This window comes from Pseudomonas sp. 2957 (assembly GCF_031456345.1).
In the GTDB taxonomy this organism is placed as follows: Bacteria; Pseudomonadota; Gammaproteobacteria; order Pseudomonadales; family Pseudomonadaceae; genus Aquipseudomonas; species Aquipseudomonas siliginis.
This window is the reverse complement of sequence record NZ_JAVDUL010000002.1, coordinates 1,052,542-1,077,161: the sequence shown is the minus strand read 5'-3', so window position 1 is coordinate 1,077,161 and position 24,620 is coordinate 1,052,542. Positions and strand designations below refer to the sequence as shown.

The window sequence follows — 24,620 nt, the reverse complement described above, 5'->3', positions numbered from 1 at the left end:
TTGTTTTGTGCTTGCGCTGGCATCGGCTGATCCATGACACTGCCGGGCCTGTGTGAAGCAATTATTTCGTTGTGGAGGCTGCCGTCATGGCCCACGAACTCTATACCCGCACCAACCAGAAGATCTATTTCGCCGGCCTGTCACTCGAAGCTCTGGCTCGTGCTGAAGAAGGGCGGGCGATGAATTCTCTGGCGCTGATCCAGGCCGGGCGTGAGTCGGCGTTGTTCCACCTCTACGGCGCACTGCTGGGCTTGTGTCATGAGATCGCCGGCTTTTATCGTCTGCCGCAGGCCAATTCGCCGAGGGCAGAGGAGTTGTTGACGCGCGAAGTGCTGGAGTCGATCGCCATTCCGGAGTTGGCCGAAATGGTCGAGCTAGCCGGTAATCCGGAAACCTGGCTGGCGAAACTGCTGGCGGCGCACGCAGCACTGTTTCAGCCACCGAGGGCGCCACGCAAGCCGAAAGGCGACGTGACGCAGCCGCTGATCCAAGCGATTAATCTTGATGAAGAAGAGGCGCCAGAAGAGCTCAGTCGAGACGAGCTGGAGAGCTGGCGGCAGAACCTTAAAGGTCTGGCCCTGCGTTTCCGTGAAGGTTTGAATGAGTGCTGATTGGATTTGGCGCAGTGGCAATCTGAAACATGCTGCTGGTCAAGATCCCGAGCGAAGCTCGAATGATGTCTATATAATCGCTGCCTTTCGTGGAGAACAGACTTATATGCCAACGTCCTTTCTAGAAATTGTCGAGTTACCAGACGGCCGAATCGAACTGCGCAGGGCCGAGGACGAAGGTTCTCTGGTGACGCTGGATTTCTCCGAGGATGCCAAGGCGTTCCTGCAAGGCCAGCACGTTGAAATTGCCAAAGCGATGTTGAGCGTCGGCGTGCAGATGGCAGGTCGTATGGTTGAAGGCGAGTTTGATAAGGAAGAGGGGCCGCGGGTTCTTCATTGATCCACGCTTTGGCCTTTTCTCGGTCGCTTGCGCTTCAGATCGGCTTCTCTGTCCCTGGAGAAGCCCTGCGCTTCACACAGCGCGCATTACTCAACAATCAACCCAAACGAATGTTCAGGCTCTGAGCTTCGCCCGTGCGCGCGGCGCTGATCAGTTGTTGCCGTGAATTGGCATTCAACGGGTTTAGCCAGGTCACCACGGTGTGGCTGCGACCCAGTCGCAACGCTTCGCACGCCAGTTGCTGAGCACTCTGCGTGCCACGCGGTTGCAGCAGTAGGATGCGTTCGCGGTTCAGGCCGGCATCGCGCAGCCAGGTTTGCGTCAGGCTGGCGGGTGGGGCGATCAGCGTCAGCCAGCGCGCATCCTGATCCTCGCTCAATTCACGCAGGATCGGCGCTAGCAGGTTCAGGCAGTTCCCGGCCGCACCACGCAGTGATAGCTCACTGAAGGCGTCAGGTTTGGCATTCCAGTCACGCTCGACCACGTCTTTGAGGATCGGCGCAATCGGTTGCGCCAGAAACGCTTCAAATAAAGGCAGTTGTGTTTGCTGAGGTGTGTGTGGGAACTGCATGGAGCCTCCTTTAGCGGCGAATGACGCCGACACTCAAGCCTTCGATCACCAGTTCCTGATCTTTCAGGTCGACTTCGATAGGGGCAAACTCGGGGTTCTCGGCAATCAGCCAGACTTTGCTGCCTTCACGCTTGAAGCGTTTGACCGTCACTTCGTCGCCGATACGCGCAACCACAACCTGGCCGTTACGCGCTTCGCGGGTGGTATGCACTGCCAGCAGGTCGCCGTCGAAGATGCCGATATCCTTCATGCTCATGCCGTGCACACGCAACAGGTAGTCGGCGCGAGGATGGAAGAAGGTCGGGTTGATGTTGCAGGATTCTTCGATGTGCTGCTGGGCGAGGATCGGCGCGCCGGCAGCCACTCGGCCAATGATCGGCAGGGTGGAGTCATCGGCCTTGGCTTCGAATCCGGGAATACGGATGCCGCGGGAAGCGCCCGGGGTCATCTCGATCGCGCCTTTGCGGGCCAGGGCCTTGAGATGTTCTTCCGCCGCATTTGGCGATTTGAAACCCAATTCCTGAGCGATTTCCGCACGGGTGGGCGGATAGCCGTTGTCTTCGAGGCAACGTTTGATGAAGGCCAGAATCTCGGCTTGGCGTGGCGTCAGCTTTAGCATATTGATCGCTCTGTCTTTTTATACAGTGACTGGGATTATATACAGTGAAGCGGTCTTGGCAATGGGCGTTTTTTTGCCGCCCGCCGAGCGGTCGCGAAGGGCGCTTATTAATGCTGGCGCCTTGTGTGGTTAAATAGCTGACCGACCATTCCCAAAACGAACCGGCAGGCTTGACAAGGCTTAGGCTGAAACGTATGTTTCAAACAAGTGTTTGTCAGGCGGAGTAGCCATGGCCCAGTCGGAAACCGTTGAACGCATTCTTGATGCTGCCGAGCAGTTGTTCGCGGAGAAAGGATTCGCTGAAACCTCATTGCGTTTGATCACCAGCAAGGCTGGCGTCAATCTGGCTGCGGTGAATTATCACTTCGGCTCGAAAAAGGCGCTGATCCAGGCGGTGTTCTCGCGCTTCCTCGGTCCGTTCTGCGTCAGCCTCGATAAAGAGCTGGAGCGCCGTCAGGCCAAGCCTGAGAACAAGCCGACCCTCGAAGAGCTGCTGGAAATCCTCGTCGAGCAAGCGCTCGTCGTGCAGCCTCGCAGCGGTAACGATCTGTCGATCTTCATGCGTTTGCTCGGCCTCGCGTTCAGCCAGAGCCAGGGCCACTTGCGACGTTATCTGGAAGACATGTATGGCAAAGTGTTCCGCCGCTACATGCTGCTGGTCAATGAAGCGGCGCCACGCATTCCACCGATCGAGCTGTTCTGGCGCGTGCACTTCATGCTCGGCGCCGCAGCGTTCAGCATGTCCGGGATCAAGGCCTTGCGCGCGATTGCCGAGACCGATTTCGGCGTGAATACCTCCATCGAACAAGTGATGCGCCTGATGGTGCCGTTCCTCGCTGCCGGCATGCGCGCCGAAACCGGCGTCACCGATACAGCCATGGCCAGCGCGCAATTGCGTCCGCGCAGCAAATCCATACCGGTCGCCGCCAAGGTTTGACCGCGCACGGGTGGGCGCGGCAGCTGGTATCCGCTAAGCTAGCCGGCCATGCCGACTCTCGTACTGAACCCGATCTGCATGAATTCTGCTGACCGTCCGGGCATTGCCCACGGTAGCGAATGCAAGCAGATCGGGTTTTTCGTTTTCAAGGAATCTCTATGACTGCTGGCCTGCAAGGCTCGTTGATGGTGGACGTCGCCGGTACCTGGCTGACGGCCGAAGATCGCCAATTGTTGCGTCAGCCCGAAGTGGGCGGCCTGATCATTTTCGCCCGCAATATCGAGCATCCACGCCAGGTGCGCGAACTGAGCGCCGCGATCCGCGCGATTCGCCCGGATCTGCTGCTGGCGGTTGATCAGGAAGGCGGGCGTGTGCAGCGTTTGCGTCAGGGTTTCGTCCGTCTGCCAGCGATGCGCGCCATCGCCGATAACCCGAATGCAGAGTATCTCGCCGAGCAATGCGGCTGGATCATGGCCACCGAAGTGTTGGCGGTCGGGCTCGACCTGAGTTTCGCCCCGGTGCTGGATCTGGACTATCAGCGCAGCGCCGTGGTGGGCACCCGTTCTTTCGAAGGCGATCCCGAGCGCGCCGCCTTGCTCGCCGGTGCATTCATTCGCGGCATGAACAGCGCCGGCATGGCCGCCACCGGCAAACATTTCCCGGGACACGGCTGGGCCGAAGCCGACTCCCATGTGGCGATTCCGAACGACGAGCGCAGTCTCGACGAAATCCGCGCCAATGATCTGGTGCCCTTCGCCCGTTTGAGCAAGCAGCTGGCCGCCGTCATGCCGGCCCACGTCATCTATCCGCAAGTCGACTCGCAGCCCGCCGGTTTCTCCCGACGCTGGCTGCAGGAGATTCTGCGCGGCGAGTTGCAGTTCGATGGCGTGATCTTCAGCGATGATCTGTCGATGGCCGGCGCCCACGTGGTCGGCGACGCTGCCAGCCGCATCGAAGCCGCGCTGAGTGCCGGTTGCGACATGGGGCTGGTGTGCAACGACCGCGCGGCAGCCGAGCTGGCGTTGAGTGCCGCCCAGCGTATGAAGGTCAAGCCTTCCACGCGCATCGCGAAGATGCGCGGGCAGGCCTTCGCCAGCACCGATTATCGTCAGGACCCGCGTTGGCTCACCGCCCTCGGCGCGCTCAAAGACGCTCAACTGATCGATTAAGGATTTTTTCGTTATGACCGTTTACGCAATCATCGGTGGCACTGGCCTGACTCAGCTCGAAGGCCTGATCATTCGCCAGTCGCTGGCAGTCGACACCCCGTACGGCGCGCCTTCGGCCGAGGTGCAGATTGGTGAATACGCCGGCAAGGAAGTGTTGTTTCTCGCCCGTCACGGTCACCCGCATCGTTTCCCGCCGCACAAGGTCAACTACCGCGCCAACCTGTGGGCGTTGAAGCAGGCGGGTGCCGAAGCGATCATCGCCGTTAACGCGGTGGGCGGTATTCATCCGGCCATGGGCACCGGGCATTTCTGCGTGCCGCACCAGATCGTCGACTACACCAGTGGGCGCGAGCACACCTATTTCGCCGATGATCTGGAGCACGTCACCCACATCGATTTCAGCTTTCCCTACAGCGAGCCGTTGCGTCAGCAACTGATTGCCGCGATCGCCGCCGAAGGCTGCGAATACAGCGATCAAGGCGTGTATGCCTGCACCCAGGGTCCGCGTCTGGAAACGGTCGCCGAGATCGTGCGACTGGAGCGTGACGGCTGCGACATCGTCGGCATGACCGGCATGCCGGAAGCGGCGCTGGCGCGTGAGCTGGATCTGGATTACGCCTGTCTGGCGCTGGTGGTGAATCCTGCAGCCGGCAAGACCACCGAAGTCATCACCATGGCCGAAATCGAACAGGCCCTGCACGATGGCATGGGCAAGGTGAAATCAACGTTGGCGCGAGTGCTGGCCAGCTAAGGACTGTCCATGAGCATTTTCATCGAGCGGCTTAAAGGGCTGACATGGACCCACGCATTCAGTAGCAAGGCGTTGGCCAAGGCCCGCGCTTATGCCGCCGATGACCGGGTCGAGATCCTCGAAATCGATGACAGGAAGATTGAGGCGTTCTGCGTCGGATCGCAACTTCAGGCGTATGAGCAAACCATTTACCTGTCAGAAGATCGGTTGGGATCGGTTAGCTTGCGATGCCTGTGCAGCTGTCCGGTTGCACTGGACTGCAAGCACAGCGCGGCAGTGATCTATCACCTGCTGGGCACGGGTGAGGATGCGTCTGACAATGATGCACAGATCCCGTTGGGGCGAGCGCTCGAGCATTGGCTTTCGACAATTCCCGTGCCGGCCAAGCCTGCTGACGAAAGTGCGCAAACCGCAGGCACGCGTCTGTTTTACAAGCTCAAATCGACGTCTGCGAACGGCAAGTGGCTGCTCGATATCTTCAAGGTCTACCAGCTCAAGAGCGGCGAGTTACGCGAGGTCAAACCGATGTACTCGCTCGCGGAAATGCTCATGCGCCAGCCCGGCTACCTGTCCGAGCTGGATCTGCGCATCGCCCGGCTGTTGGTCGCCATGCATTCCCATCACGCCTACTACAGCGGCTATCCGCTGGAAGGCAGCAGTGGCGCCGAACTGCTGGAAATGCTCCTGCGCACCTCGCGGCTGTTCCTCGATTTCGAAGACCTGCGAGCGCTGACACCGGGGGCGAAACGCGTGGGTCAGTTCTCTTGGGCTGAGCAGGCCGATGGCGGATTCCGCGCGCAATGGAGCAGTGCCGAAGCCGCGCAGGAAACCGTGCTGGCGCTGGAGCCGCTTTATTATCTTGATCGCGAGCAGCGCCAGGTTGGCCCGCTGTTCACTGAGCTGGAAGAAAAGCTCGCCTGCCATTTGACCCTGGCGCCAGACGTTCCGGCGCGTCAGGCCATGCAGTTCAGCCATCGCATGAGCGCGGCGACCCAAATTGCGCCACCGCACAAGCTCACCGAGCGAGTCATCGATGACGTGCTGCCGCAGCCGCAACTGACCCTGGTCAGCGGCCGAGAACGCTCGCGCTGGGAATATGTGCTGGAGCACCGCGCCGCTCTGCTGTTTACCTACAACGGTCATCCGGCGGTGGATCGCAACCCGGAAGTGATGATCCTCAACGGCAGCGAAACCCAGCGCATTCAGCGTCAACCTGCGCTGGAAAAGAAGCTGCGCCAGAACCTGCAAAAACATGGCTTCAAGAAAGCCACGCGCAAGAGTGCAATGGACCGTCCCGGCGAGATGTTTACCTTGCCGGATGATTCCGCCTGGCTCGGGTTCATGCACGAAGGGCTGGCCACGCTGCGCGCCTCAGATTGGAAAATCGAGATCAGTCCCGGTTTCCATTTCGATGTACAACCGGTTGAGCAGTGGTACGCCGAGGTTGAAGAAGAGGCCGGCCATCAGTGGTTTGATTTGCAGTTGGGTATCGTCGTCAACGGCGAGCGCTACAGCTTGCTGCCGATCCTTCTGCACCTGTTGCGGACCCAGCCGCGCTTGCTCGATCCGGTCAATCTGGCGCAGCGCAGCGATGATGAAAAACTCCTGATCGAGCTCAAGCCCAGCGGTTTTGGCGACCCGGCGGGCGCCAAAGTCGCATTGCCGCTGAGTCGGGTGAAACCGCTGATGGCGACGCTGGGCGAGCTGTATCTGGGCGGACACCAGGGCGATGCGCTGCGCTTGACCGCTCCAGACGCCGCACGCCTGAGTATGCTCGATGGCGTACCGCTGGACTGGCAGGGCGGCGAACGCCTGCGCACTTTTGCCAAGCGTCTGCAGAATTCCAGTCACGCCCAGGTTGCTGCGCCGGCCGGCCTCAATGCGCAACTGCGCCCGTATCAGCTCGAAGGCCTGAACTGGATGCAGACCCTGCGCGAGCTGGAGGTCGGCGGCATTTTGGGCGATGACATGGGCCTGGGCAAAACCCTGCAGACACTGGCGCATCTGCTCACCGAAAAACACGCCGGGCGCCTGGACTGTCCGGCACTGGCGGTGATGCCGACCAGCCTGATTCCCAACTGGCTCGACGAGGCCGAGCGCTTCACGCCGCAGTTGAAAGTCCTGGCGCTGCACGGCACCGGGCGGCAAAAAGACTTCGCCAATCTCGCCGAATACGACTTGGTGCTGACCACTTACGCATTGCTGCCCAGGGACCTGGAAATCTTGCAGCCGCAGTCGTGGAGCGTGCTGATTCTCGACGAAGCGCAGAACATCAAGAACCCGCTGAGCAAAGCCGCCCAGGCCGCGCGTGACTTGCAGGCCCGTCAGCGCCTGTGTCTGAGCGGTACGCCACTGGAAAACCACCTCGGCGAGCTGTGGTCGCAGTTCCATTTCCTCATGCCCGGCTGGCTCGGCGACAGCAAATCCTTCAACCGCGATTACCGCACGCCGATCGAGAAGCACGGCAATGTGCAGCGCATGCAGCACCTGACCGCACGCATCAAGCCGTTTTTGCTGCGGCGCAAGAAGGATCAGGTCGCCACCGAGTTGCCGCCGAAAACCGAGATCATCCACTGGGTCGAACTCAGTGATGGTCAGCGCGACGTCTATGAGACGGTGCGCGTGGCGATGGACAAAAAGGTCCGCGACGAAATCGCCCGCAGCGGCGTGGCGCGCAGTCAGATCATCATCCTCGATGCGCTGCTCAAGCTGCGTCAGGTCTGCTGCGATCTGCGCCTGGTCAATATGCCGCTCACGGCGAAGGCGTTGCGCTCGGGCAGCGGCAAGCTGATCAGCCTGATGGAGATGCTTGAAGAATTGCTCGGCGAAGGTCGGCGCATTCTGCTGTTTTCCCAATTCACCTCGATGCTGGCGCTGATCGAGCAGGAATTGCAGCAACGCGGGCTTGCCTACTCGTTGCTGACCGGCGACACCACCGATCGGCGCACGCCGGTGAGGGATTTCCAGGGCGGCAAGGTGCCGTTGTTCCTGATCAGCCTCAAGGCCGGCGGTACCGGTCTGAACCTGACAGCGGCGGACACGGTGATTCACTTCGACCCGTGGTGGAACCCGGCGGTGGAGAATCAGGCGACTGATCGGGCGTACCGGATCGGGCAGAACAATCCGGTGTTCGTCTACAAGTTGATTGCCAAAGGCACCGTGGAGGAAAAGATCCAGGCGTTGCAGCAGGAGAAAGCGGCGCTGGCCGGGGCGGTGCTTGAGGGCGGCACGACGGGGGGATTCAAACTGGAACAGAGTGATATCGAGGCGTTGTTTGCGCCGTTGCCGGTTTCCAAGGGTTGAGCCCTGAGTGATTGCGCAATATTGGATGACCCCATCGCTGGCAAGCCAGCTCCCACAGATATCGAGTTGAATCACAATCTTCGGTACAGCTCATAACCCTGTGGGAGCTGGCTTGCCAGCGATAGCTATCTAACCAGCGACGCCGCTTTCAACGCTTGTCGATCTTGTCCGGCAACGGCGCAAACAGCGCTTCAATATCATCGCTCTGCAACTTCCAGTCTCCGGCCTTGCGCCCATCGAGCACGCCCGCTGCCAGGTCAGACTTTTCCTTCTGCAGGTGCTGAATCTTCTCTTCCACCGTGCCCCGGGCAATCATCTTGTAGACGAACACCGGTTTCTCCTGGCCGATTCGATACGCGCGGTCAGTCGCCTGATTCTCGGTTGCCGGGTTCCACCACGGGTCGTAGTGAATCACCGTATCGGCTTCGGTGAGGTTCAAACCGACACCACCGGCCTTCAGGCTGATCAGGAAGATCTGCCGCGTGCCGCTCTGGAATTCCTTCACCGGTGTGCGCCGGTCACGGGTCTGGCCAGTGAGGAGGGCGTAAGCGATCTTGCGTTTTTTCAACTCCTCTTCGATCAATGTCAGCATCGAAGTGAACTGCGAAAACAGCAGAATCCGCCGGCCTTCTTCGAACAGTTCCTCAAGCATTTCCATCAGGCTGTCGAGCTTGCCCGAGGTGCTGCCGCGCGGGGGCAGGGTGGCGTCGTTGACCAGGCGCAGATCGCAGCAGACCTGACGCAGCTTGAGCAGGGCTTCGAGAATGATGATCTGGCTGCGTGCCACGCCTTTGCGAGTGATCTCGTCACGGACTTTCTTGTCCATCGCCAGGCGCATGGTCTCGTACACGTCGCGCTGCGCTTCGTTGAGTTCGACCCAATGGATGATTTCGGTTTTCGGCGGCAGCTCGGTGGCGACCTGCTCTTTGGTGCGGCGCAGCAGAAACGGTTTTATCCGACCGTTGAGGTGCTGCAGTCTGACTTCACTGCCGCGCTTTTCGATCGGCACACGGTAATCGGCATTGAAGCTTTTCACATCGCCAAGCCAGCCCGGCAGCAGGAAGTGGAACAGCGACCAGAGCTCGCCCAAGTGGTTTTCCAGCGGCGTGCCGCTGAGGCACAGGCGCTGGCGCGCGTTCAGCTCGCGGGCGGCCTGGGCGGCTTTGCTGTTGGAGTTCTTGATGTATTGCGCTTCGTCCAGCACCAGCACGTGCAGCGGCTGTTTGGCCAGGCGCTCGAGGTCCTTGGGCAACAGGGCGTAAGTGGTGAGGATCAGGTCGAAGTCGGCCAGATTGTCGAAGTGTTTCTTGCGCGTGGCACCATACAGTGCGAGGACTTTCAGTTGCGGGGTGAAGTGCGCCGCCTCGTCGAGCCAATTCGGAATCAGGCTGGTCGGCATCACTACCATGCACGGACGATCGAGGCGTCCGGCGTTCTTCTCGCTGAGAATATGCGCCAAGGTCTGTAGGGTTTTGCCCAGGCCCATGTCGTCCGCGAGAATGCCGCCGACTTCGAGTTGTCGCAGCGATTGCATCCAGCTCAAACCTTCGAGCTGATACGGGCGCAGCGTTGCATTCAGACCTTGCGGCGCTTCGGCAGTGAAATCGCGGATGTCGCGCAGGCGCTGGGCGAAGGTGCGCATCTGCTCGCCGCCTTCCCATAACAGCGGCAGGCCTTCCAGCGAATTGAGCCGGGTGGCGTCAGCCTTGCTCAGGCGCAGGGTGGTTTCGCCCGGCTCCTGCAAATAGAACTCGCCCAGCGTCATCAATACCGGCTTCAAGCGACCGAGCGGCAGCGCCACTTGCAACGGTCCATGCTCGCTGGTGCGTTGCGGAATGTTGACAAGAATCAGCTCGTCATCGCGACGGCGGGCGAGGCGTTCCGGGTTGAGGATTTCGGTGTGCGAGCGCATCAGGTTCAGCAGAATCGGCAGCAGGCTCAGGCGCTCGCCGTTGACGATGATACCCAGTTCCAGATCGAACCAGTCGCGCTCCGGCGCCTGTTCGACGGTGGCGTACCAGTCGTCGACGGCGGTCAGGTCGAAACCGAATTCCTCATCGATCTGCAACTCCCAGCCCTGGCTGCGCAGCTTCGGCAAGTCATTGAGGGTGAAGGTCAGCCAGGCGCTGTCGTTGACCATCTCGTAGAGTTCGCCGGCGCTTTCCGGCAGTGCTTTGCTCTGCCTTGTGGCGATGCGGAAACCGAGGATGCGTAACTGTTCGCGGTAGGACTGTTCGACGTCCGGGTGACGTTTTATTCGCAGGGTCTGGGCTTCCTGACGGATCAGGATATCGCTGTGTTTTTGCCCGCTGACGTATTCGTCCAGATAGCTGAACGACAGCGCCGCGCGGTGCTGAATGTAGCGCTGCATCTTGCCGTTGCGCGGCTCGAAGGCGCTGAACTCGACGCTCGCCAGCCACAGGCGCGGCACCGGCTGCACGTTGTCCACCAGCACTTGCGGTGGCGCTTTCGGGCTGCGGTTTTCCAGCACGGCCTGGAGCTTCTCCAGCAGCTCGGCATCTTTAGCGGCGGCGGGGTAATCGAGGGTTTCCTGGATTTTCAGCAGCACCGCCGCGCAGTGTTTGCAGTTGCTGCGCACCGGACAGGTGCAGGTGGCGTCGACCAGCAACAGCGTCGCTTTGGCTGACTCGCGCAGATGGATGGTCTGCCGGTAGACACTGCCGCCAGAACCTTCGCAACTGGCGGTGATGGTCGCATCGCCGACCTGGGCGATGCGCACTCGATTCTCCAAAGCGTAGCGGCGGCCGCGCTCCAGACTCTGTTCTTTGAATCGGCTGACCCACGACGGGGCCAGCGGTTTGCTCAGGGGCGGCGGCATAAGGACGTCGATCAGTCCGGCACGACTTCAGGCGCTTCGCGAGGCGCTGGCGCGGTCAGGGAAGTGATCTTGATCAGCAGGGCCAGATGACCGTTGTCGAGGTAATTGAGCTGGCCGTTCTTGGTGTGGCTGTCCTGACGCAGGCGCTCACTGGCGGTGACCAGGCCATTGGCGTCGATCTGATTGACCCAGAAATCGGCGGTCACGTCGGTGAAGCGGCCGAGTTTCATTTCCAGCGTGCCCTCGATGGGGAACTGGCCGAATTGTTCCTGACCTTCGCTCACTGCGACTTTCGCCGGTGCTTCGCCGAGGCTCTGCTGCCAGGCTTTGTGCATCAACACGGTGTACTCGCCGCTGGCGGTGAGTTTGTTCACTACATCATTCAGCGCTGGGGTGCGCTGGCTGTCGCTGCCCAGACGCTGGGCGCCTGCGGCCCAGTCTTCCGGGGCGGCGCGGCTGACGATGGCCGGGACGGCATTCTGGCGCACCAGGATCATTTCGACCTGATACGTGTCATCGGCAAACGCCGTCGGTGCTGCAAGTGCAAGCAACAAAGTCAGAGAGCGGAACAGGCGCATCGGGCGTCCTTCAAGCGGATTTCGGGATGAGACGCTCAAACAGCGCCTCGACAGTATTGAAACGTTCTTCCGGGCGCTCCATCGGCACCTGGAATTTAAACATCGTCGCGCCTTCGAACTTGTAGCGCTTGGGCTGCGTCTGGATCAGCTTGATCAGGGTCATCGGGTCAACCGGCGTCTGCGCTTCGAACTCGATGCGTCCGCCTTGCGGCCCGCCGTCGACTTTCTTGATGCCGAGCTTTTCCGCCTGCAATTTCAGCGCGGTGATCCGCACCAGGTTCTTGGTCGGCTCCGGCAACAGGCCGAAGCGGTCGATCATCTCCACCTGCAGATCCTTGAGGCCTTCCTCGTCGGTGGCCGAGGCGATGCGTTTATACAGAATCAACCGCGCATGCACATCCGGCAGATAATCTTCCGGAATCAGCGCCGGCACCCGCAGATTGACTTCCGGGCCGCCGCCAAGCGGTTGATCGAGGTTCGGCTGCTCGCCCTTGCGGATCGACTTCACCGCGCGTTCGAGCATTTCCATGTACAGGGTGAAACCGACGGCCTGAATCTGCCCGCTCTGACCGTCGCCGAGCAGTTCGCCGGCGCCACGGATTTCCAGGTCGTTGGTGGCCAGGACGAAACCGGCGCCGAGGTCCTGGGTATTGGCGATCGCTTCCAGACGTTTTTCCGCGTCCGAGGTGATTTGCTGGCGTGGCGGTGTCAGCAGGTAGGCGTAAGCCTGGTGGTGACTGCGACCGACACGACCACGCAACTGGTGCAGCTGGGCCAGACCGAACTTGTCGGCGCGTTCGATGATGATGGTGTTGGCGCTCGGCACGTCGATGCCGGTCTCGATGATGGTCGAGGCGATCAGCACGTTGAAGCGCTTGTGGTAGAAGTCGCTCATCACCTGTTCGAGTTCACGTTCGCGCATCTGCCCGTGGCCGATACCGATGCGCGCTTCCGGCACCAGTTCGGCGAGGTCGGCGGCGCATTTCTCGATGGTCTTCACATCGTTGTGCAGGTAGTAAACCTGACCGCCACGCAGCAGTTCACGCAGCAGGGCTTCCTTGACCGTGCTCTTGTTCTGCTCCATGACAAAAGTGCGCACCGACAGGCGCCGCGCCGGCGGCGTGGCGATGATCGACAGATCGCGCATGCCCGACACCGCCATGTTCAGCGTGCGCGGAATCGGCGTCGCGGTCAGGGTCAGGATATCGACTTCGCTGCGCAAGGCCTTGAGCTGTTCTTTCTGGCGTACGCCAAAGCGGTGCTCTTCGTCGATGATCACCAGCCCGAGGTTTTTGATCTTCACATCATCGGACAGCAGTTTGTGCGTGCCGATGACGATGTCGATCTTGCCTTCCGCCAGATCGGCGATCGCCGCGTTGACTTCCTTGGCCGATTTGAAGCGACTCATCACTTCCACGGTCACCGGCCAGTCGGCGAAGCGGTCGCGGAAACTGTTGTAGTGCTGCTGGGCGAGCAGGGTAGTCGGTACCAGAATCGCCACCTGACGCCCGCCGTGCACGGCGATGAACGCCGCGCGCATGGCCACTTCGGTCTTGCCGAAGCCAACGTCGCCGCAGACCAGACGATCCATCGGTTTCGGCGCGAGCATGTCTTCGCGCACGGCCTCGATGGTGGCTTGCTGATCGGGTGTTTCTTCGAACGGGAAGCCGGCGCTGAAGGTGGCGTAATCGGCCTTCGGGTCGGCGAAGGCGTAACCTTCACGGGCGGCACGACGGGCGTAAATGTCGAGCAATTCGGCGGCGACGTCACGCACCTGCTCGGCGGCCTTGCGCTTGGCTTTCTGCCAGGTTTCCGAGCCGAGGCGGTGCAGCGGCGCGAGCGAATCGTCGCTGCCGGTGTAGCGCGCGATCAGGTGCAGGTTGGCCACCGGCACGTAGAGCTTGGCGTTCTCGGCGTATTCGAGGGTGAGGAATTCGGCGGCCTGATTGTCGATTTCCAGAATCGTCAGGCCCAGGTAGCGCCCGACGCCGTGATCGATATGCACCACCGGCGCGCCTTCGCGCAGTTCGGTGAGGTTCTTGATTACCGCATCGTTGCTGACGTCGCTGCGCTTCTCGCGGCGACGACGTTGCATGACCCGTTGGCCGAACAGCGGACTTTCCGCCACCAGCGCCAGCGCCGGGTCGTCGAGCAGCAGACCTTCGTCGAGCGGGGCGATGGTGATCGCCAGACGATCCTTGCTGGCAACGAAGTCTGGCCAGCTGTCGACGGTTTTCGGCCGCAACTTCAGGCGTTCCAACAGTTCCAGCAGGACTTCGCGACGACCCGCCGATTCAGCGGTGAACAGCACGCGCCCGGGGAATTCTTCGAGGAACCCGGCCAGCGCCGCCAGCGGTTGCGTGGCCTTGGCTTCGATGGCCAGATCGGGCAGCGCATGGGCCGGGAAGCGCTCACGGCCGACGCCGCTTTCAACGTCCTGTTGACTGGCAACGACCCGTGGCCAGTTCTTCAGGCGCGCGAAGCAGTCTTCCACTGGCAGGAACAGTTCGGCCGGTGGCAATAAAGGACGCGATGGATCGACGCGGCGTTCTTCGTAACGATTGCGCACGTCGTTCCAGAAGTTTTCCGCCGCCTGCTCAATGCCCGGCAGCGAGAACACTTGTGTGTCCTGAGGCAGGTAATCGAACAGCGTCGAAGTTTCGTCGAAGAACAGCGGCAGGTAGTACTCGATACCGGCCGGGGTGATACCGCTGCTCAGGTCCTGAAAGATCGGGCAGCGGCGGAAGTCGACGTCGAAGCGCTCGCGAAAGCGCGCCTTGAAGCGGGTGACTGCGTCTTTCTGCAACGGGAATTCGCGGGCCGGCAGCAGCTTGACCGACTCGACCTTGTCGATTGAACGCTGGGTTTCCGGATCGAAGGTGCGCAGGGTTTCGATTTCGTCGTCGAACAGGTCGATGCGATACGGCAGTTTGCTGCCCATCGGGAACAGGTCGATCAGCGCGCCGCGTACGGTGAACTCGCCGTGCTCGTACACCGTGTCGACATAGCGATAGCCGCTGGCTTCGAGCCGCGCGCGCATCTGTTCGACGTCGAGCTTCTGGCCGATATCCAGCACCAGGCTGCTGCCGAGCAGGAACTTGGTCGGCGCCAAGCGATGCAGGGCGGTGGTGATCGGTACCACCAGCACGCCGTGGGCCAGTTCCGGCAGGCGATACAGGCTGGCGATGCGCTGGGAGATGATGTCCTGGTGCGGCGAGAACAGGTCGTAGGGCAGGGTTTCCCAGTCGGGGAAATGCAGTACGGGCAAATCCGGGGCGAAGAAACTCAGCTCCTGTTCCAGCCGTTCGGCGCTTTGGCTGTCGGCGGTCAGCAGCAGGGTAAAGCGCTTGGCAGCGCTGGCAGCCTCGGCAATCGCCAGGCTGAGGGCGGCACCGGGCAGATTGCCCCAGTGCTGTTTACCTGCTTCGGCAGGGAGTAACGGTAGACGCAGAACAGGCACGGAAGGTTGAGCTCCAGGCGTTGCGACAAAGTCGGTAATTGTAGCGGCCTCCGGTGCCGCCTGTCAGTTGCAGACTGCGTCTATCTTCACGGTTTGGACGAAATGTAGTGGTAACCATAAAAACGAGCACTTTTTTCATGGTGATGTAGTGCCGAAACCGGGTGGTGTTACGGAGGGTTACAGACATCGTCTAACAGTCGTCGAAAAATTGACTGCGCTGAAAGCCCCGGTTTTACTGGGCTGGAGAAAGGCGTAAATTTTTTGAACGGGATTTTGTTACCGATTGCGCGACAAGCGCGCATTGCTGAAAGGGCTTGTCGGCGGCATAATGTAGCCCCTTTTTTCTGCCCCTACATGTGGAAGGTTACCGTGACTCAGAAGCCCGACCAGTGTCTTGGTGAATGGATCGACCGTGAAGCACTCGCAGAAGCGATGATTCCGCTTATCGGTCAGCTCTACCGCAATAACAACGTGGTTAGCTCGATCTATGGCCGCAGCCTGATCAACCAGTCTGTCATCGCGATTCTCAAAGCTCACCGCTTTGCTCGCCACCGTTCTTCCGACGACAGCGAACTCTCCGTCCACGAAACATTCCCACTGCTCAAGGCCATGAGCGAGCTCAAGCTTGGCGCGGCGTCGGTGGATCTGGGCAAGCTGGCGTTCAAATTCCGTAACGAAGGCAACGGTCGCAGCGCCGAGCAGTTCGTGCGTGAAGAGATGGCTGACGTGGTTGGCCAGCAGAACGCCTCGGCCCGCAAAGGCACCGACGTTGTTCTGTACGGCTTCGGTCGTATCGGCCGTCTGCTGGCGCGCATCCTGATCGAGAAAACCGGTGGTGGCGACGGCCTGCGTCTGCGCGCCATCGTCGTGCGCAAAGGCGCCGAAAACGACCTGACCAAACGCGCCAGCCTGCTGCGTCGCGATTCGGTACACGGTTCGTTCAACGGCACCATTACCATCGACGAAGAAAACAACACCATCACCGCCAACGGTAACCTGATCCAGGTGATCTACGCGAAGAACCCGACCGAGGTGGATTACACCCAGTACGGCATCAAAGACGCGCTGCTGGTGGACAACACCGGTGTATGGCGTGACGCCGATGGCCTGGGTCAGCACCTGGCCTGCCCGGGTATCGATCGCGTTGTTCTGACCGCGCCTGGCAAGGGCAAGCTGAAGAACATCGTTCACGGCATCAACCACGGTGAAATCACCGCTGACGACAAGATCGTCTCGGCTGCTTCCTGCACCACCAACGCCATCGTGCCGGTGCTCAAAGCGGTCAACGACAAGTTCGGCATCATCAACGGTCACGTCGAAACCGTTCATTCGTACACCAACGACCAGAACCTGATCGACAACTTCCACAAGGGCGATCGCCGTGGCCGCAGCGCCGCGCTGAACATGGTGATCACCGAGACCGGCGCCGCTACCGCTGCTGCCAAGGCTCTGCCTGAGCTGGCCGGCAAGCTGACCGGTAACGCGATTCGTGTTCCGACGCCAAACGTGTCGATGGCCATTCTCAACCTCAACCTTGAGAAAGCCGCCACCCGCGAAGAGATGAACGAGTACCTGCGCTACATGGCGCTGCACTCCGAGCTGCACAAGCAGATCGACTTCGTCAATTCGCAGGAAGTGGTGTCGACTGACTTCGTTGGCTCGCGTCACGCCGGTGTAGTCGACGCTGAAGCGACCATCGTGCAGGACAACCGTGTCGTTCTGTACGTCTGGTACGACAACGAGTTCGGCTACAGCTGCCAGGTGGTTCGTGTGATGGAAGACATGGCTGATGTGAATCCGCCAGCGTTCCCGCGCTAAGCTTCAGGCTTGAATGAAAACGCCCCGGCATTTTGTCGGGGCGTTTTTGTTTGTGGGCCTGTTGGATCTTCGGCGTCCTTGCCGGCCTCTTCGCGAGCAGGCTCGCTCCCACACTGGATCAGTGTCGTTCACAATCTTCTGTGGGAGCGAGCCTGCTCGCGAAAGCATTCTGTCAGGCGCCGCTGGCTACCGAGGCCTGCGCCGTGCGCAACTCATGCCGGTTGCCACGGAACAACACCAACGTCGCAATCAACCCCAACACCGCCGCGCCACTGAGCCAGATGCCCGGTGCTGCCTTGTTGTCCAGCACATGAATCAGATAGGTGCACGCTGCCGGAGTAAATCCGCCGAACGTCGCCGTTGCCAAACTGTAGGCCAGGGAAAACCCGGTCGTGCGCACTTCCACCGGCATGATCTCGGTCAGCGCCACCACCATCGCGCCGTTGTACGAGCCGTACAGGAACGACAGCCACAATTCGACAATCAGCAAATGGCTGAAGCTCGGGTTCGCCACCAGCCACGACAGCGCCGGATACGCAGTGAGGATCGCCAGAATCGTCGCCGCCAGCAGTAGGGGTTTTCGGCCGATCTTGTCGGATACCGCGCCCATCACCGGTAGCCAGAAGAAGTTCGACAAGCCGATGCACACCGTCACCAACAGCGCATCGAGATCAGACAGGTGCAGTTCGGCCTTGCCGAACGTCGGGGTGTAAGCGGTGATCAGGTAGAACGACACCGTGGTCATCACCACCAGCGCCATGCCGGCAATGACGATGCCGAAGTTCTGCCCGATCGAGCGGACGATTTCGCCGAGGGTAGGGCGGTGGGTGCGCGCCTGGAACTCCGGGGTTTCTTCCAGCGAGCGACGGATGAAAAAAATCACCGGCACGATCATGCAGCCAATCAGAAACGGTACGCGCCAGCCCCATTCGCCCATCTGCTCAGGGCTCAGCCAGTGGTTGAGGCCAACGCCGAGCAGACCGGCGAACACCACGGCTGCCTGTTGGCTGGCGGACTGCCAACTGACGAAAAAGCCTTTACGCCCCGGCGTCGAAATTTCCGCCAGATACACCGACACGCCGCCCAGTTCCACGCCCGCCGAGAAGCCTTGCAGCAAACGGCCGAACAACACCAGCAGCGGCGCGGCGACACCGAGCGTCGCGTAGCCGGGTACGCAGGCAATCAGCACTGTACCGGCGGCCATCATCGCCAAAGTGATGATCAGCCCTTTGCGCCGTCCGTGACGGTCGATATAGGCACCGAGGAAAATCGCCCCCAGCGGACGCATCAGGAAGCCGGCGCCGAAGGTCGCCAGCGACAGCATCAGCGAAGCGAACGCGCTGTCGGTGGGGAAGAAGGTTTTGGCGATGGCCGTGGCATAGAAGCCGTAGACCATGAAGTCGAACATTTCGAGGAAGTTGCCGCTGACAACGCGAAAGATCGCTTTGCCTTTGCCCGTGGTGGAGGACATGGGAGGTACTCACTGTTCAATTTTGTATAAAGGCGTTGCAGCCATGGGGAAGCGAGCGGGCGCTTGTAGTTCATAATGGCCGCCGTGGTTTTGCGGGGAGATGAAGAATTGTTAACTGGACGCTGGTTGGGGCTTGTGGTGTTGGCGGTGGCAATCGGCGGCTGCGGCAACGGCGATTCCCTGGAACAGGTCGGTGGCTCGACCATGGGCAGTACCTGGTCGGTCAAGTACGTGCGCCACCCCGGGGTCGCCGATCCTGCGCAGGTGCGCAGCAAAGTGCAGGCCATCCTCGGTGAAGTCGATCAACAGCTGTCGACTTACCGCAGTGACTCCGTCATCGAGCGTTTCAACGCCTTGCCCGCCGATAGCTGCCAAGGCATGCCGACAGCGGTGCTCGAATTGGTCCGCATCGGCGAACAGCTTTCAATCCAAAGCGAAGGCTCCTACGACCTGACCGTGGAACCGCTGCTGGACCTCTGGGGATTCGGCCCGCAAGGACGCGAAGAAAAGATCCCTGATGCGGCCGCTGTGGCCGAGGTCATGCAGCGGGTCGGCCATCAGCATCTGCGCATCGATGGCGAGCGGTTGTGCAAGGACGCCGCCGTCGAAGTCGACTTCAACAGCATTGCCGCCGGTTACGCCGTGGATACCATCGCCGCCAGATTGCAGGGCATGGGCATCGACAATTACCTGGTCGAAGCCACGGGCGAACTCAAGGCCCGGGGCAAGAAGCCGGATGGTTCAGCGTGGCGCATCGCTCTCGAAGAGCCTCGCGATGACCAGCAAGTGGCCGAGCGGATTATCGATGTCGATGGCTACGGCGTGTCCACCTCCGGTGACTACCGCCATTATTTTCTGCAGGACGGTCGGCGTTATTCCCACACCTTCGATGCGCGCAGCGGAAGGCCGGTCCTACATGATCTGGCGTCAGTCACGGTGATTCATCCTTCAGCGTTGATGGCCGATGGACTATCGACGCTGTTGCTGATTCTCGGGCCGGAAAGGGCACGGGACTATGCCCAAAAGCATGACATTGCTGCATTCTTTGTCTTGCGTGCCGATACAGGTTTCGTCACCCGCAGCAGTCAGGCATTTACGCAGCTTGTCGGTGAAAAAAACTGACCGGAGACAAGACGAAAGCTGGCGTTGTAGTGCAGGCAAAAGTAGCCTACGACGCGACCAAGGGTTAATGTGCGCGGCGTTGACGCTTCTATAGACTGTGTCCGGGTTCTTCACTGGCCCCCAATTGTTCCTTCGCGCCGCCGTTCGGCGTGATTTAGCCGCCGGTGCTGCTGGCACCGCGGCCTGTTCTGAGGAGTACGCATGGCTGTCTACAACTACGACGTGGTGGTACTGGGTTCCGGCCCGGCGGGAGAAGGCGCGGCAATGAACGCCGCCAAAGCGGGGCGCAAGGTCGCGATGGTCGACAGCCGTCGTCAGGTCGGCGGCAACTGCACCCACCTCGGCACCATCCCGTCCAAGGCACTGCGTCACTCGGTGCGGCAGATCATGCAGTTCAACACCAACCCGATGTTCCGCGCGATCGGCGAGCCACGCTGGTTTTCCTTCCCGGACGTGTTGAAAAGCGCCGAAAAAGTCATTTCCAAACAAGTCGCCTCGCGCACCGGCTACTACGCCCGTAACCGCGTCGACGTGTTCTTCGGCACCGGCAGCTTCGCCGACGAGCAAACCATCGAAGTGGTCTGCGGCAACGGCGTGGTCGAGAAGCTGGTGGCCAAGCACATCATCATCGCCACCGGTTCGCGCCCGTATCGCCCGGCGGACATCGATTTCCACCACCCGCGCATCTACGATAGCGACACCATCCTCAGCCTCGGTCACACCCCGCGCAAACTGATCGTTTACGGCGCTGGTGTAATCGGTTGCGAATACGCATCGATCTTCAGTGGTCTGGGTGTGCTGGTCGAACTGGTCGACAACCGTGGCCAGTTGCTGAGCTTCCTTGACTCGGAAATTTCCCAGGCGCTGAGCTACCACTTCAGCAACAACAACATCACCGTGCGTCACAACGAAGAGTACGACCGCGTCGAAGGCGTGGACAACGGCGTGATCCTGCACCTGAAATCCGGCAAGAAGATCAAGGCGGACGCCTTGCTCTGGTGCAACGGCCGTACCGGCAATACCGACACGCTGGGTCTGGAAAACATCGGGGTCAAGGTCAACAGCCGTGGCCAGATCGAAGTCGACCAGAACTACCGCACCTGCATAGAGAACATCTACGGCGCCGGTGACGTGATCGGCTGGCCAAGCCTGGCCAGTGCCGCCCACGACCAGGGTCGTTCGGCCGCTGGCAGCATCGTCGACAATGGCAGCTGGCGCTTCGTCAATGACGTGCCGACCGGCATCTACACCATTCCGGAGATCAGCTCGATCGGCAAGAACGAGCAGGAGCTGACCCAGGCCAAAGTGCCGTACGAAGTCGGCAAGGCCTTCTTCAAGAGCATGGCGCGGGCGCAGATTGCCGGTGAGCCGCAGGGCATGCTGAAGATCCTGTTCCACCGCGAGACGCTGGAAGTGCTCGGCGTGCATTGCTTCGGTTATCAGGCGTCGGAGATCGTGCACATCGGTCAGGCGATCATGAATCAGCCGGGCGAGCTGAACACCCTGAAGTATTTCGTCAACACCACGTTCAACTACCCGACCATGGCCGAAGCCTATCGGGTCGCAGCGTACGACGGCCTCAACCGGCTTTTTTGACGGGCTCCGGCCGGTGGCCTGAGCCGGCCGGGGAGACCGATTTCAGCAATTCTCAAGGGTGGCAGTGGCCAAACCGGGAAAGTCTGTAATCAGGCTGTCAACGCCGAAGTCGGCGAGTCTGCGCATCAGTGCAGGCTCGTTGACGGTCCACACCGACACATGCAGGCCCTGACGCTGCGCCTTCTGCAGGCGTTCCGGCGTACACAGCGTCCAGTTCAACGCGAGAATTTCGCAACCGTAGCTGGCCGCCACCTTCAACGGATCGAGCCAGGCGTATTCGGCCACCAGGCCACGGGATACGTCCGGTACCAGGTCCAGCGCTGCCTTCAAGACTTCCCGTGAACTCGAGGTGATCGTCACCTTGTCGAGCAGGCCATGCCGTTGAGCCATTTCCCGAATCGCCAGCACGGTAGTCGCCGCGCGGGTGCGTGAAGCGCTTTTGACTTCCAGCTGCCAGTGCTCGAAATCACATTTCTCGAACAACTCTTCCAGCGTCGGAATCGGGCACGGCTGGATCCAGCCCGGGCCACCCTTGCGCGCGTCGTAGGTCACCAGTTCGGCGGCGGTGTGCTCGACGACTTTGCCGCGACGGTCGGTGGTGCGTTTGAGCGTCGGGTCATGGATGACCATCAGCTCGCCGTCCTTGGACAGGTGCAGATCCAGTTCGCAGCGGCGCACGCCGTGCTTGAGGCACTCCTGAAAGCTGCTCAGGGTGTTTTCCGGTGCTTCGCCCTTGGCGCCGCGGTGGCCGTAGATGAGGGTCACGGTGCTTCCTTAAGTTAAATGCCAGATTCGTTCTGTTCGCGGGCCAGACGGCGTTCCTGAGCCTGCTTCTGCAAGATGTAGCGCGCGAGCAATTGGCGCTGGGCATCGGTCGGGCGCTCGAACTCGGTGCCGACGTCATAGCCATCGCCCTTGGGATCGCAATGGGTGACCCGGGCGCGCAGCAGCAGGCCGAGTGCCTGCGGCATCAGTACCAGTTTCACCGACAGGTGCGCGCCGGTGGCAATCGGGGTCGGGTACTGAAAGTCGATCCCGCCCTCGGAGATGATCACCGGCTGCGGCTCGCCGATGTGTCCGAGCACCGTCAGGGCGATTACCTGGCTGAGCAGGTCGATGCGTTTGTTCTGCGATTTGAGGAACGCCGCGATGGCGCGGTCGCGCTCGCTGATCTGTCGCAACAGGTGCTGCGACTCGAATTCGCTCAGGTGCAGTTCGCTGAGCAGGTTGAACAGTGGGGAAGCATCCTGCAACACTTCCTGGCCTGCGGCTTCGGGAGCGGACAGGGGCCGAATTTCCAGTGCGATCGTGTCCTCGATACGGTAGTATTCGCGGCGATCTTCTTCATCTAATGTCGACATGGCGAACCCATGGTAGCGGCGGTGGTCTGAGTGTAAAGCTGGTTTTCGACCCCCGCCACAAGGACGTTCCTTTTCCCTCCGAACAAGCCCCGACATGTTCAGACCTCTCTTCGTATTTATCGGCACGCGTTATACCCGTGCAAAGCGTCGCAATCATTTTGTGTCATTCATTTCCCTGACTTCGATGATCGGGCTCGCCCTTGGCGTGGTCGTGATGATCGTCGTGCTGTCGGTGATGAACGGCTTCGACCATGAGATGCGCACCCGCGTGCTGGGCATGGTGCCCCACGCCACTCTCGAGACCGGCGAGCCGATCAATGACTGGCAGAGCCTGGCCGACAAGGTCAAGCAGAACCGGCAGGTGACGGCGGTGGCGCCGTTCACCCAGATGCAGGGCCTGCTGACCAATAACGGTCAGGTTTCCAAGGTGTTGCTCAATGCCATTGATCCTGCGCTCGAGCGCAATGTGTCGATCATCGACAACTTCATGAAGCAGGGCAAACTCGACGACCTGACACCGGGCAGCTTCGGCATCGTCATCGGCGACAAGGCCGCGACCAAGCTTGGCGTTGGCATCGGCGACAAGGTCACTTTCGTTGCACCTGAGGTCAGCGTGACCCCGGCCGGGATGTTCCCGCGCATGAAGCGCTTCACCGTGGTCGGGATTTTCCATGTCGGCGCCGGTGAGCTCGACGGCTACCTCGGCGTGACCAATCTGCAGGATCTGGCGAAAATGCACCGCTGGAAAGCCGATCAGGTGCAGGGCCTGCGGCTGAAGTTCGACGACCTGTTCCAGGCCCCGCGCGAGGCGTGGAACATTGCCCAGCAGCTCGGCGAAGATCGTTACTACGCCCGCGACTGGACCCGCACCCACGGCAACCTGTATCAGGCGATCCGCATGGAAAAAGCCATGATCGGGCTGCTGTTGCTGCTCATCGTCGCCGTCGCCGCGTTCAACATCATTTCCACGCTGGTGATGGTGGTGAACGACAAGAAGGGTGACATCGCCATTCTGCGTACCCTCGGCGCCACTCCGGGCACGATCATGCGCACGTTCATGGTCCAGGGCACAGTGATCGGCGTGGTCGGTACGGCCATCGGCGCGGTGGTCGGGATCCTCGCGGCGCTGAATGTCAGTGCGGCCATTTCGGCGCTTGAAGGGCTGATCGGCCACAAGTTCCTTAATGCTGACGTGTATTTCATTGATTATCTTCCTTCGCAGGTACAGAGCCAGGACGTCGTCATGGTCTGCGCCGCTGCGTTGGTCCTGAGTTTCCTCGCCACCCTGTATCCCGCCTGGCGTGCCGCGCGCACCCAGCCGGCGGAGGCGTTACGTTATGAGTGAGTCGGGCATGAGTGAACAAGCAATTCTGAGCTGCCGTAACCTGGGCAAGTCCTACGAGGAGGGGCCTGAGTCGGTACAAGTGCTGGCCGGCCTGCAACTGGAGTTGCACCCGGGCGAGCGTGTGGCGATCGTGGGTAAATCCGGTTCCGGCAAAAGTACCTTGCTCAACCTGCTCGGCGGCCTCGATACGCCGAGCAAGGGCAGCGTCTGGCTCGACGGTGAAGAACTGTCGGCGTTGAGCGAGAAGAAGCGGGGCCTGCTGCGCAATCGCGCGCTTGGTTTCGTTTACCAGTTTCACCACCTGCTGCCGGAATTCACCGCGCTGGAAAACGTCTGCATGCCGCTGTTGATCGGCAAGACCGCCATCCCGGAGGCGCGCCAGCGTGCCACGGCATTGCTGGAGCGCGTCGGTCTGGGCCATCGTCTGGAACACAAACCGGCGGAACTCTCCGGCGGCGAACGTCAGCGCGTGGCCATTGCCCGTGCACTGGTGAACAACCCGGGGCTGGTGATGCTCGATGAGCCAACCGGCAACCTTGACCTGCATACCGCCGAAGGCATTCAGGATCTGATGCTGGAGCTGAGCACTTCGATGCGCACAGCGTTCCTGGTGGTGACGCACGACATGAACCTGGCTCGCCAGATGGACCGCGTCCTGCAGTTGCAGGAAGGTTGCCTGACCCCCATCTGACTGGCTGAAACCCGGCGCCCGTAACGGTGCCGGGTCTT

Annotated in this window: 19 protein-coding genes; 11 read left to right on the top strand and 8 right to left on the bottom strand. The window is 60.8% G+C overall.

Annotated elements, in window-relative coordinates:
• The first annotated feature begins 86 nt into the window (after nucleotides 1-86).
• On the top strand, nucleotides 87-611 hold the full coding sequence (locus tag J2Y39_RS10335) for a DUF6586 family protein (RefSeq protein WP_236169419.1): 525 nt from the start codon (nucleotides 87-89) through the stop codon (nucleotides 609-611).
• Nucleotides 612-717: 106 nt separating this feature from the next.
• A complete protein-coding gene (locus J2Y39_RS10330) occupies nucleotides 718-951 on the top strand; it encodes a hypothetical protein (protein WP_003226592.1) in 234 nt (77 codons plus the stop codon).
• Between the two features lie 97 nt (nucleotides 952-1,048).
• Here the strand turns inward: J2Y39_RS10330 and sulA are convergent, their stop codons facing one another.
• Together sulA and lexA are read right to left on the bottom strand one after the other, a co-directional pair.
• Nucleotides 1,049-1,522, bottom strand: a complete 474-nt coding sequence (gene sulA / locus J2Y39_RS10325) for an SOS-induced cell division inhibitor SulA (RefSeq protein WP_041477346.1) — start codon at nucleotides 1,520-1,522, stop codon at nucleotides 1,049-1,051.
• A 10-nt stretch (nucleotides 1,523-1,532) separates the two neighbouring features.
• A complete protein-coding gene (gene lexA, locus J2Y39_RS10320) occupies nucleotides 1,533-2,141 on the bottom strand; it encodes a transcriptional repressor LexA (RefSeq protein ID WP_016775490.1) in 609 nt (202 codons plus the stop codon).
• A gap of 229 nt (nucleotides 2,142-2,370) precedes the next feature.
• On the opposite strand from lexA, the gene J2Y39_RS10315 reads away from it, so the two are divergent.
• From J2Y39_RS10315 to J2Y39_RS10300, 4 genes are all read left to right on the top strand, one after another.
• Nucleotides 2,371-3,078, top strand: a complete 708-nt coding sequence (locus J2Y39_RS10315) for a TetR/AcrR family transcriptional regulator (protein ID WP_056791523.1) — start codon at nucleotides 2,371-2,373, stop codon at nucleotides 3,076-3,078.
• Between the two features lie 170 nt (nucleotides 3,079-3,248).
• Complete coding sequence (gene nagZ, locus J2Y39_RS10310) at nucleotides 3,249-4,247, top strand: beta-N-acetylhexosaminidase (protein WP_177434243.1); 999 nt, start codon at nucleotides 3,249-3,251, stop codon at nucleotides 4,245-4,247.
• 13 nt (nucleotides 4,248-4,260) lie between these two features.
• Nucleotides 4,261-4,998 (top strand): S-methyl-5'-thioinosine phosphorylase, encoded by a 738-nt coding sequence (locus J2Y39_RS10305; RefSeq protein ID WP_310217277.1) that lies wholly within the window; start codon nucleotides 4,261-4,263, stop codon nucleotides 4,996-4,998.
• Between the two features lie 9 nt (nucleotides 4,999-5,007).
• Nucleotides 5,008-8,301 (top strand): DEAD/DEAH box helicase, encoded by a 3,294-nt coding sequence (locus J2Y39_RS10300; RefSeq protein WP_310217274.1) that lies wholly within the window; start codon nucleotides 5,008-5,010, stop codon nucleotides 8,299-8,301.
• Nucleotides 8,302-8,449: 148 nt separating this feature from the next.
• On the opposite strand, the gene J2Y39_RS10295 is transcribed toward J2Y39_RS10300, so the two are convergent.
• The 3 genes from J2Y39_RS10295 to mfd are packed head-to-tail and all read right to left on the bottom strand — an operon-like array spanning nucleotide 8,450 to nucleotide 15,178.
• A complete protein-coding gene (locus tag J2Y39_RS10295; RefSeq protein ID WP_310217271.1) occupies nucleotides 8,450-11,140 on the bottom strand; it encodes a DEAD/DEAH box helicase in 2,691 nt (896 codons plus the stop codon).
• 11 nt (nucleotides 11,141-11,151) lie between these two features.
• Nucleotides 11,152-11,718 (bottom strand): CsiV family protein, encoded by a 567-nt coding sequence (locus J2Y39_RS10290; RefSeq protein WP_056791507.1) that lies wholly within the window; start codon nucleotides 11,716-11,718, stop codon nucleotides 11,152-11,154.
• A gap of 10 nt (nucleotides 11,719-11,728) precedes the next feature.
• Nucleotides 11,729-15,178 carry a transcription-repair coupling factor gene (gene mfd, locus J2Y39_RS10285; protein ID WP_024013632.1) on the bottom strand — a complete coding sequence of 1,150 codons (3,450 nt, stop codon included), beginning with the start codon at nucleotides 15,176-15,178 and terminating at the stop codon, nucleotides 11,729-11,731.
• A 354-nt stretch (nucleotides 15,179-15,532) separates the two neighbouring features.
• Between mfd and J2Y39_RS10280 the strand changes: the two genes are divergently transcribed.
• A complete protein-coding gene (locus J2Y39_RS10280) occupies nucleotides 15,533-16,996 on the top strand; it encodes a glyceraldehyde-3-phosphate dehydrogenase (protein ID WP_016775482.1) in 1,464 nt (487 codons plus the stop codon).
• A 172-nt stretch (nucleotides 16,997-17,168) separates the two neighbouring features.
• Here J2Y39_RS10280 and J2Y39_RS10275 read toward each other — a convergent pair whose 3' ends face one another.
• Nucleotides 17,169-18,467 carry an MFS transporter gene (locus J2Y39_RS10275; RefSeq protein WP_041477332.1) on the bottom strand — a complete coding sequence of 433 codons (1,299 nt, stop codon included), beginning with the start codon at nucleotides 18,465-18,467 and terminating at the stop codon, nucleotides 17,169-17,171.
• A 75-nt stretch (nucleotides 18,468-18,542) separates the two neighbouring features.
• On the opposite strand from J2Y39_RS10275, the gene J2Y39_RS10270 reads away from it, so the two are divergent.
• On the top strand, nucleotides 18,543-19,589 hold the full coding sequence (locus J2Y39_RS10270) for an FAD:protein FMN transferase (protein WP_310217266.1): 1,047 nt from the start codon (nucleotides 18,543-18,545) through the stop codon (nucleotides 19,587-19,589).
• A gap of 201 nt (nucleotides 19,590-19,790) precedes the next feature.
• Nucleotides 19,791-21,185 (top strand): Si-specific NAD(P)(+) transhydrogenase, encoded by a 1,395-nt coding sequence (gene sthA / locus J2Y39_RS10265; RefSeq protein WP_039760770.1) that lies wholly within the window; start codon nucleotides 19,791-19,793, stop codon nucleotides 21,183-21,185.
• Between the two features lie 42 nt (nucleotides 21,186-21,227).
• On the opposite strand, the gene J2Y39_RS10260 is transcribed toward sthA, so the two are convergent.
• On the bottom strand, nucleotides 21,228-21,950 hold the full coding sequence (locus J2Y39_RS10260) for a glycerophosphodiester phosphodiesterase family protein (protein WP_041477331.1): 723 nt from the start codon (nucleotides 21,948-21,950) through the stop codon (nucleotides 21,228-21,230).
• 14 nt (nucleotides 21,951-21,964) lie between these two features.
• Nucleotides 21,965-22,546, bottom strand: a complete 582-nt coding sequence (locus J2Y39_RS10255) for a PilZ domain-containing protein (protein WP_016775478.1) — start codon at nucleotides 22,544-22,546, stop codon at nucleotides 21,965-21,967.
• 94 nt (nucleotides 22,547-22,640) lie between these two features.
• Here J2Y39_RS10255 and J2Y39_RS10250 point away from each other — a divergent pair, with 94 nt between their 5' ends.
• Together J2Y39_RS10250 and lolD are read left to right on the top strand one after the other, a co-directional pair.
• A complete protein-coding gene (locus J2Y39_RS10250; protein WP_024013629.1) occupies nucleotides 22,641-23,891 on the top strand; it encodes a lipoprotein-releasing ABC transporter permease subunit in 1,251 nt (416 codons plus the stop codon).
• The gene (gene lolD, locus J2Y39_RS10245) at nucleotides 23,884-24,582 is read left to right on the top strand and encodes a lipoprotein-releasing ABC transporter ATP-binding protein LolD (RefSeq protein ID WP_024013628.1); all 699 of its coding nucleotides are present in this window, start codon (nucleotides 23,884-23,886) and stop codon (nucleotides 24,580-24,582) included. The genes J2Y39_RS10250 and lolD overlap by 8 nt, the downstream gene beginning before the upstream one ends.
• The last annotated feature ends 38 nt before the right edge of the window (nucleotides 24,583-24,620 follow it).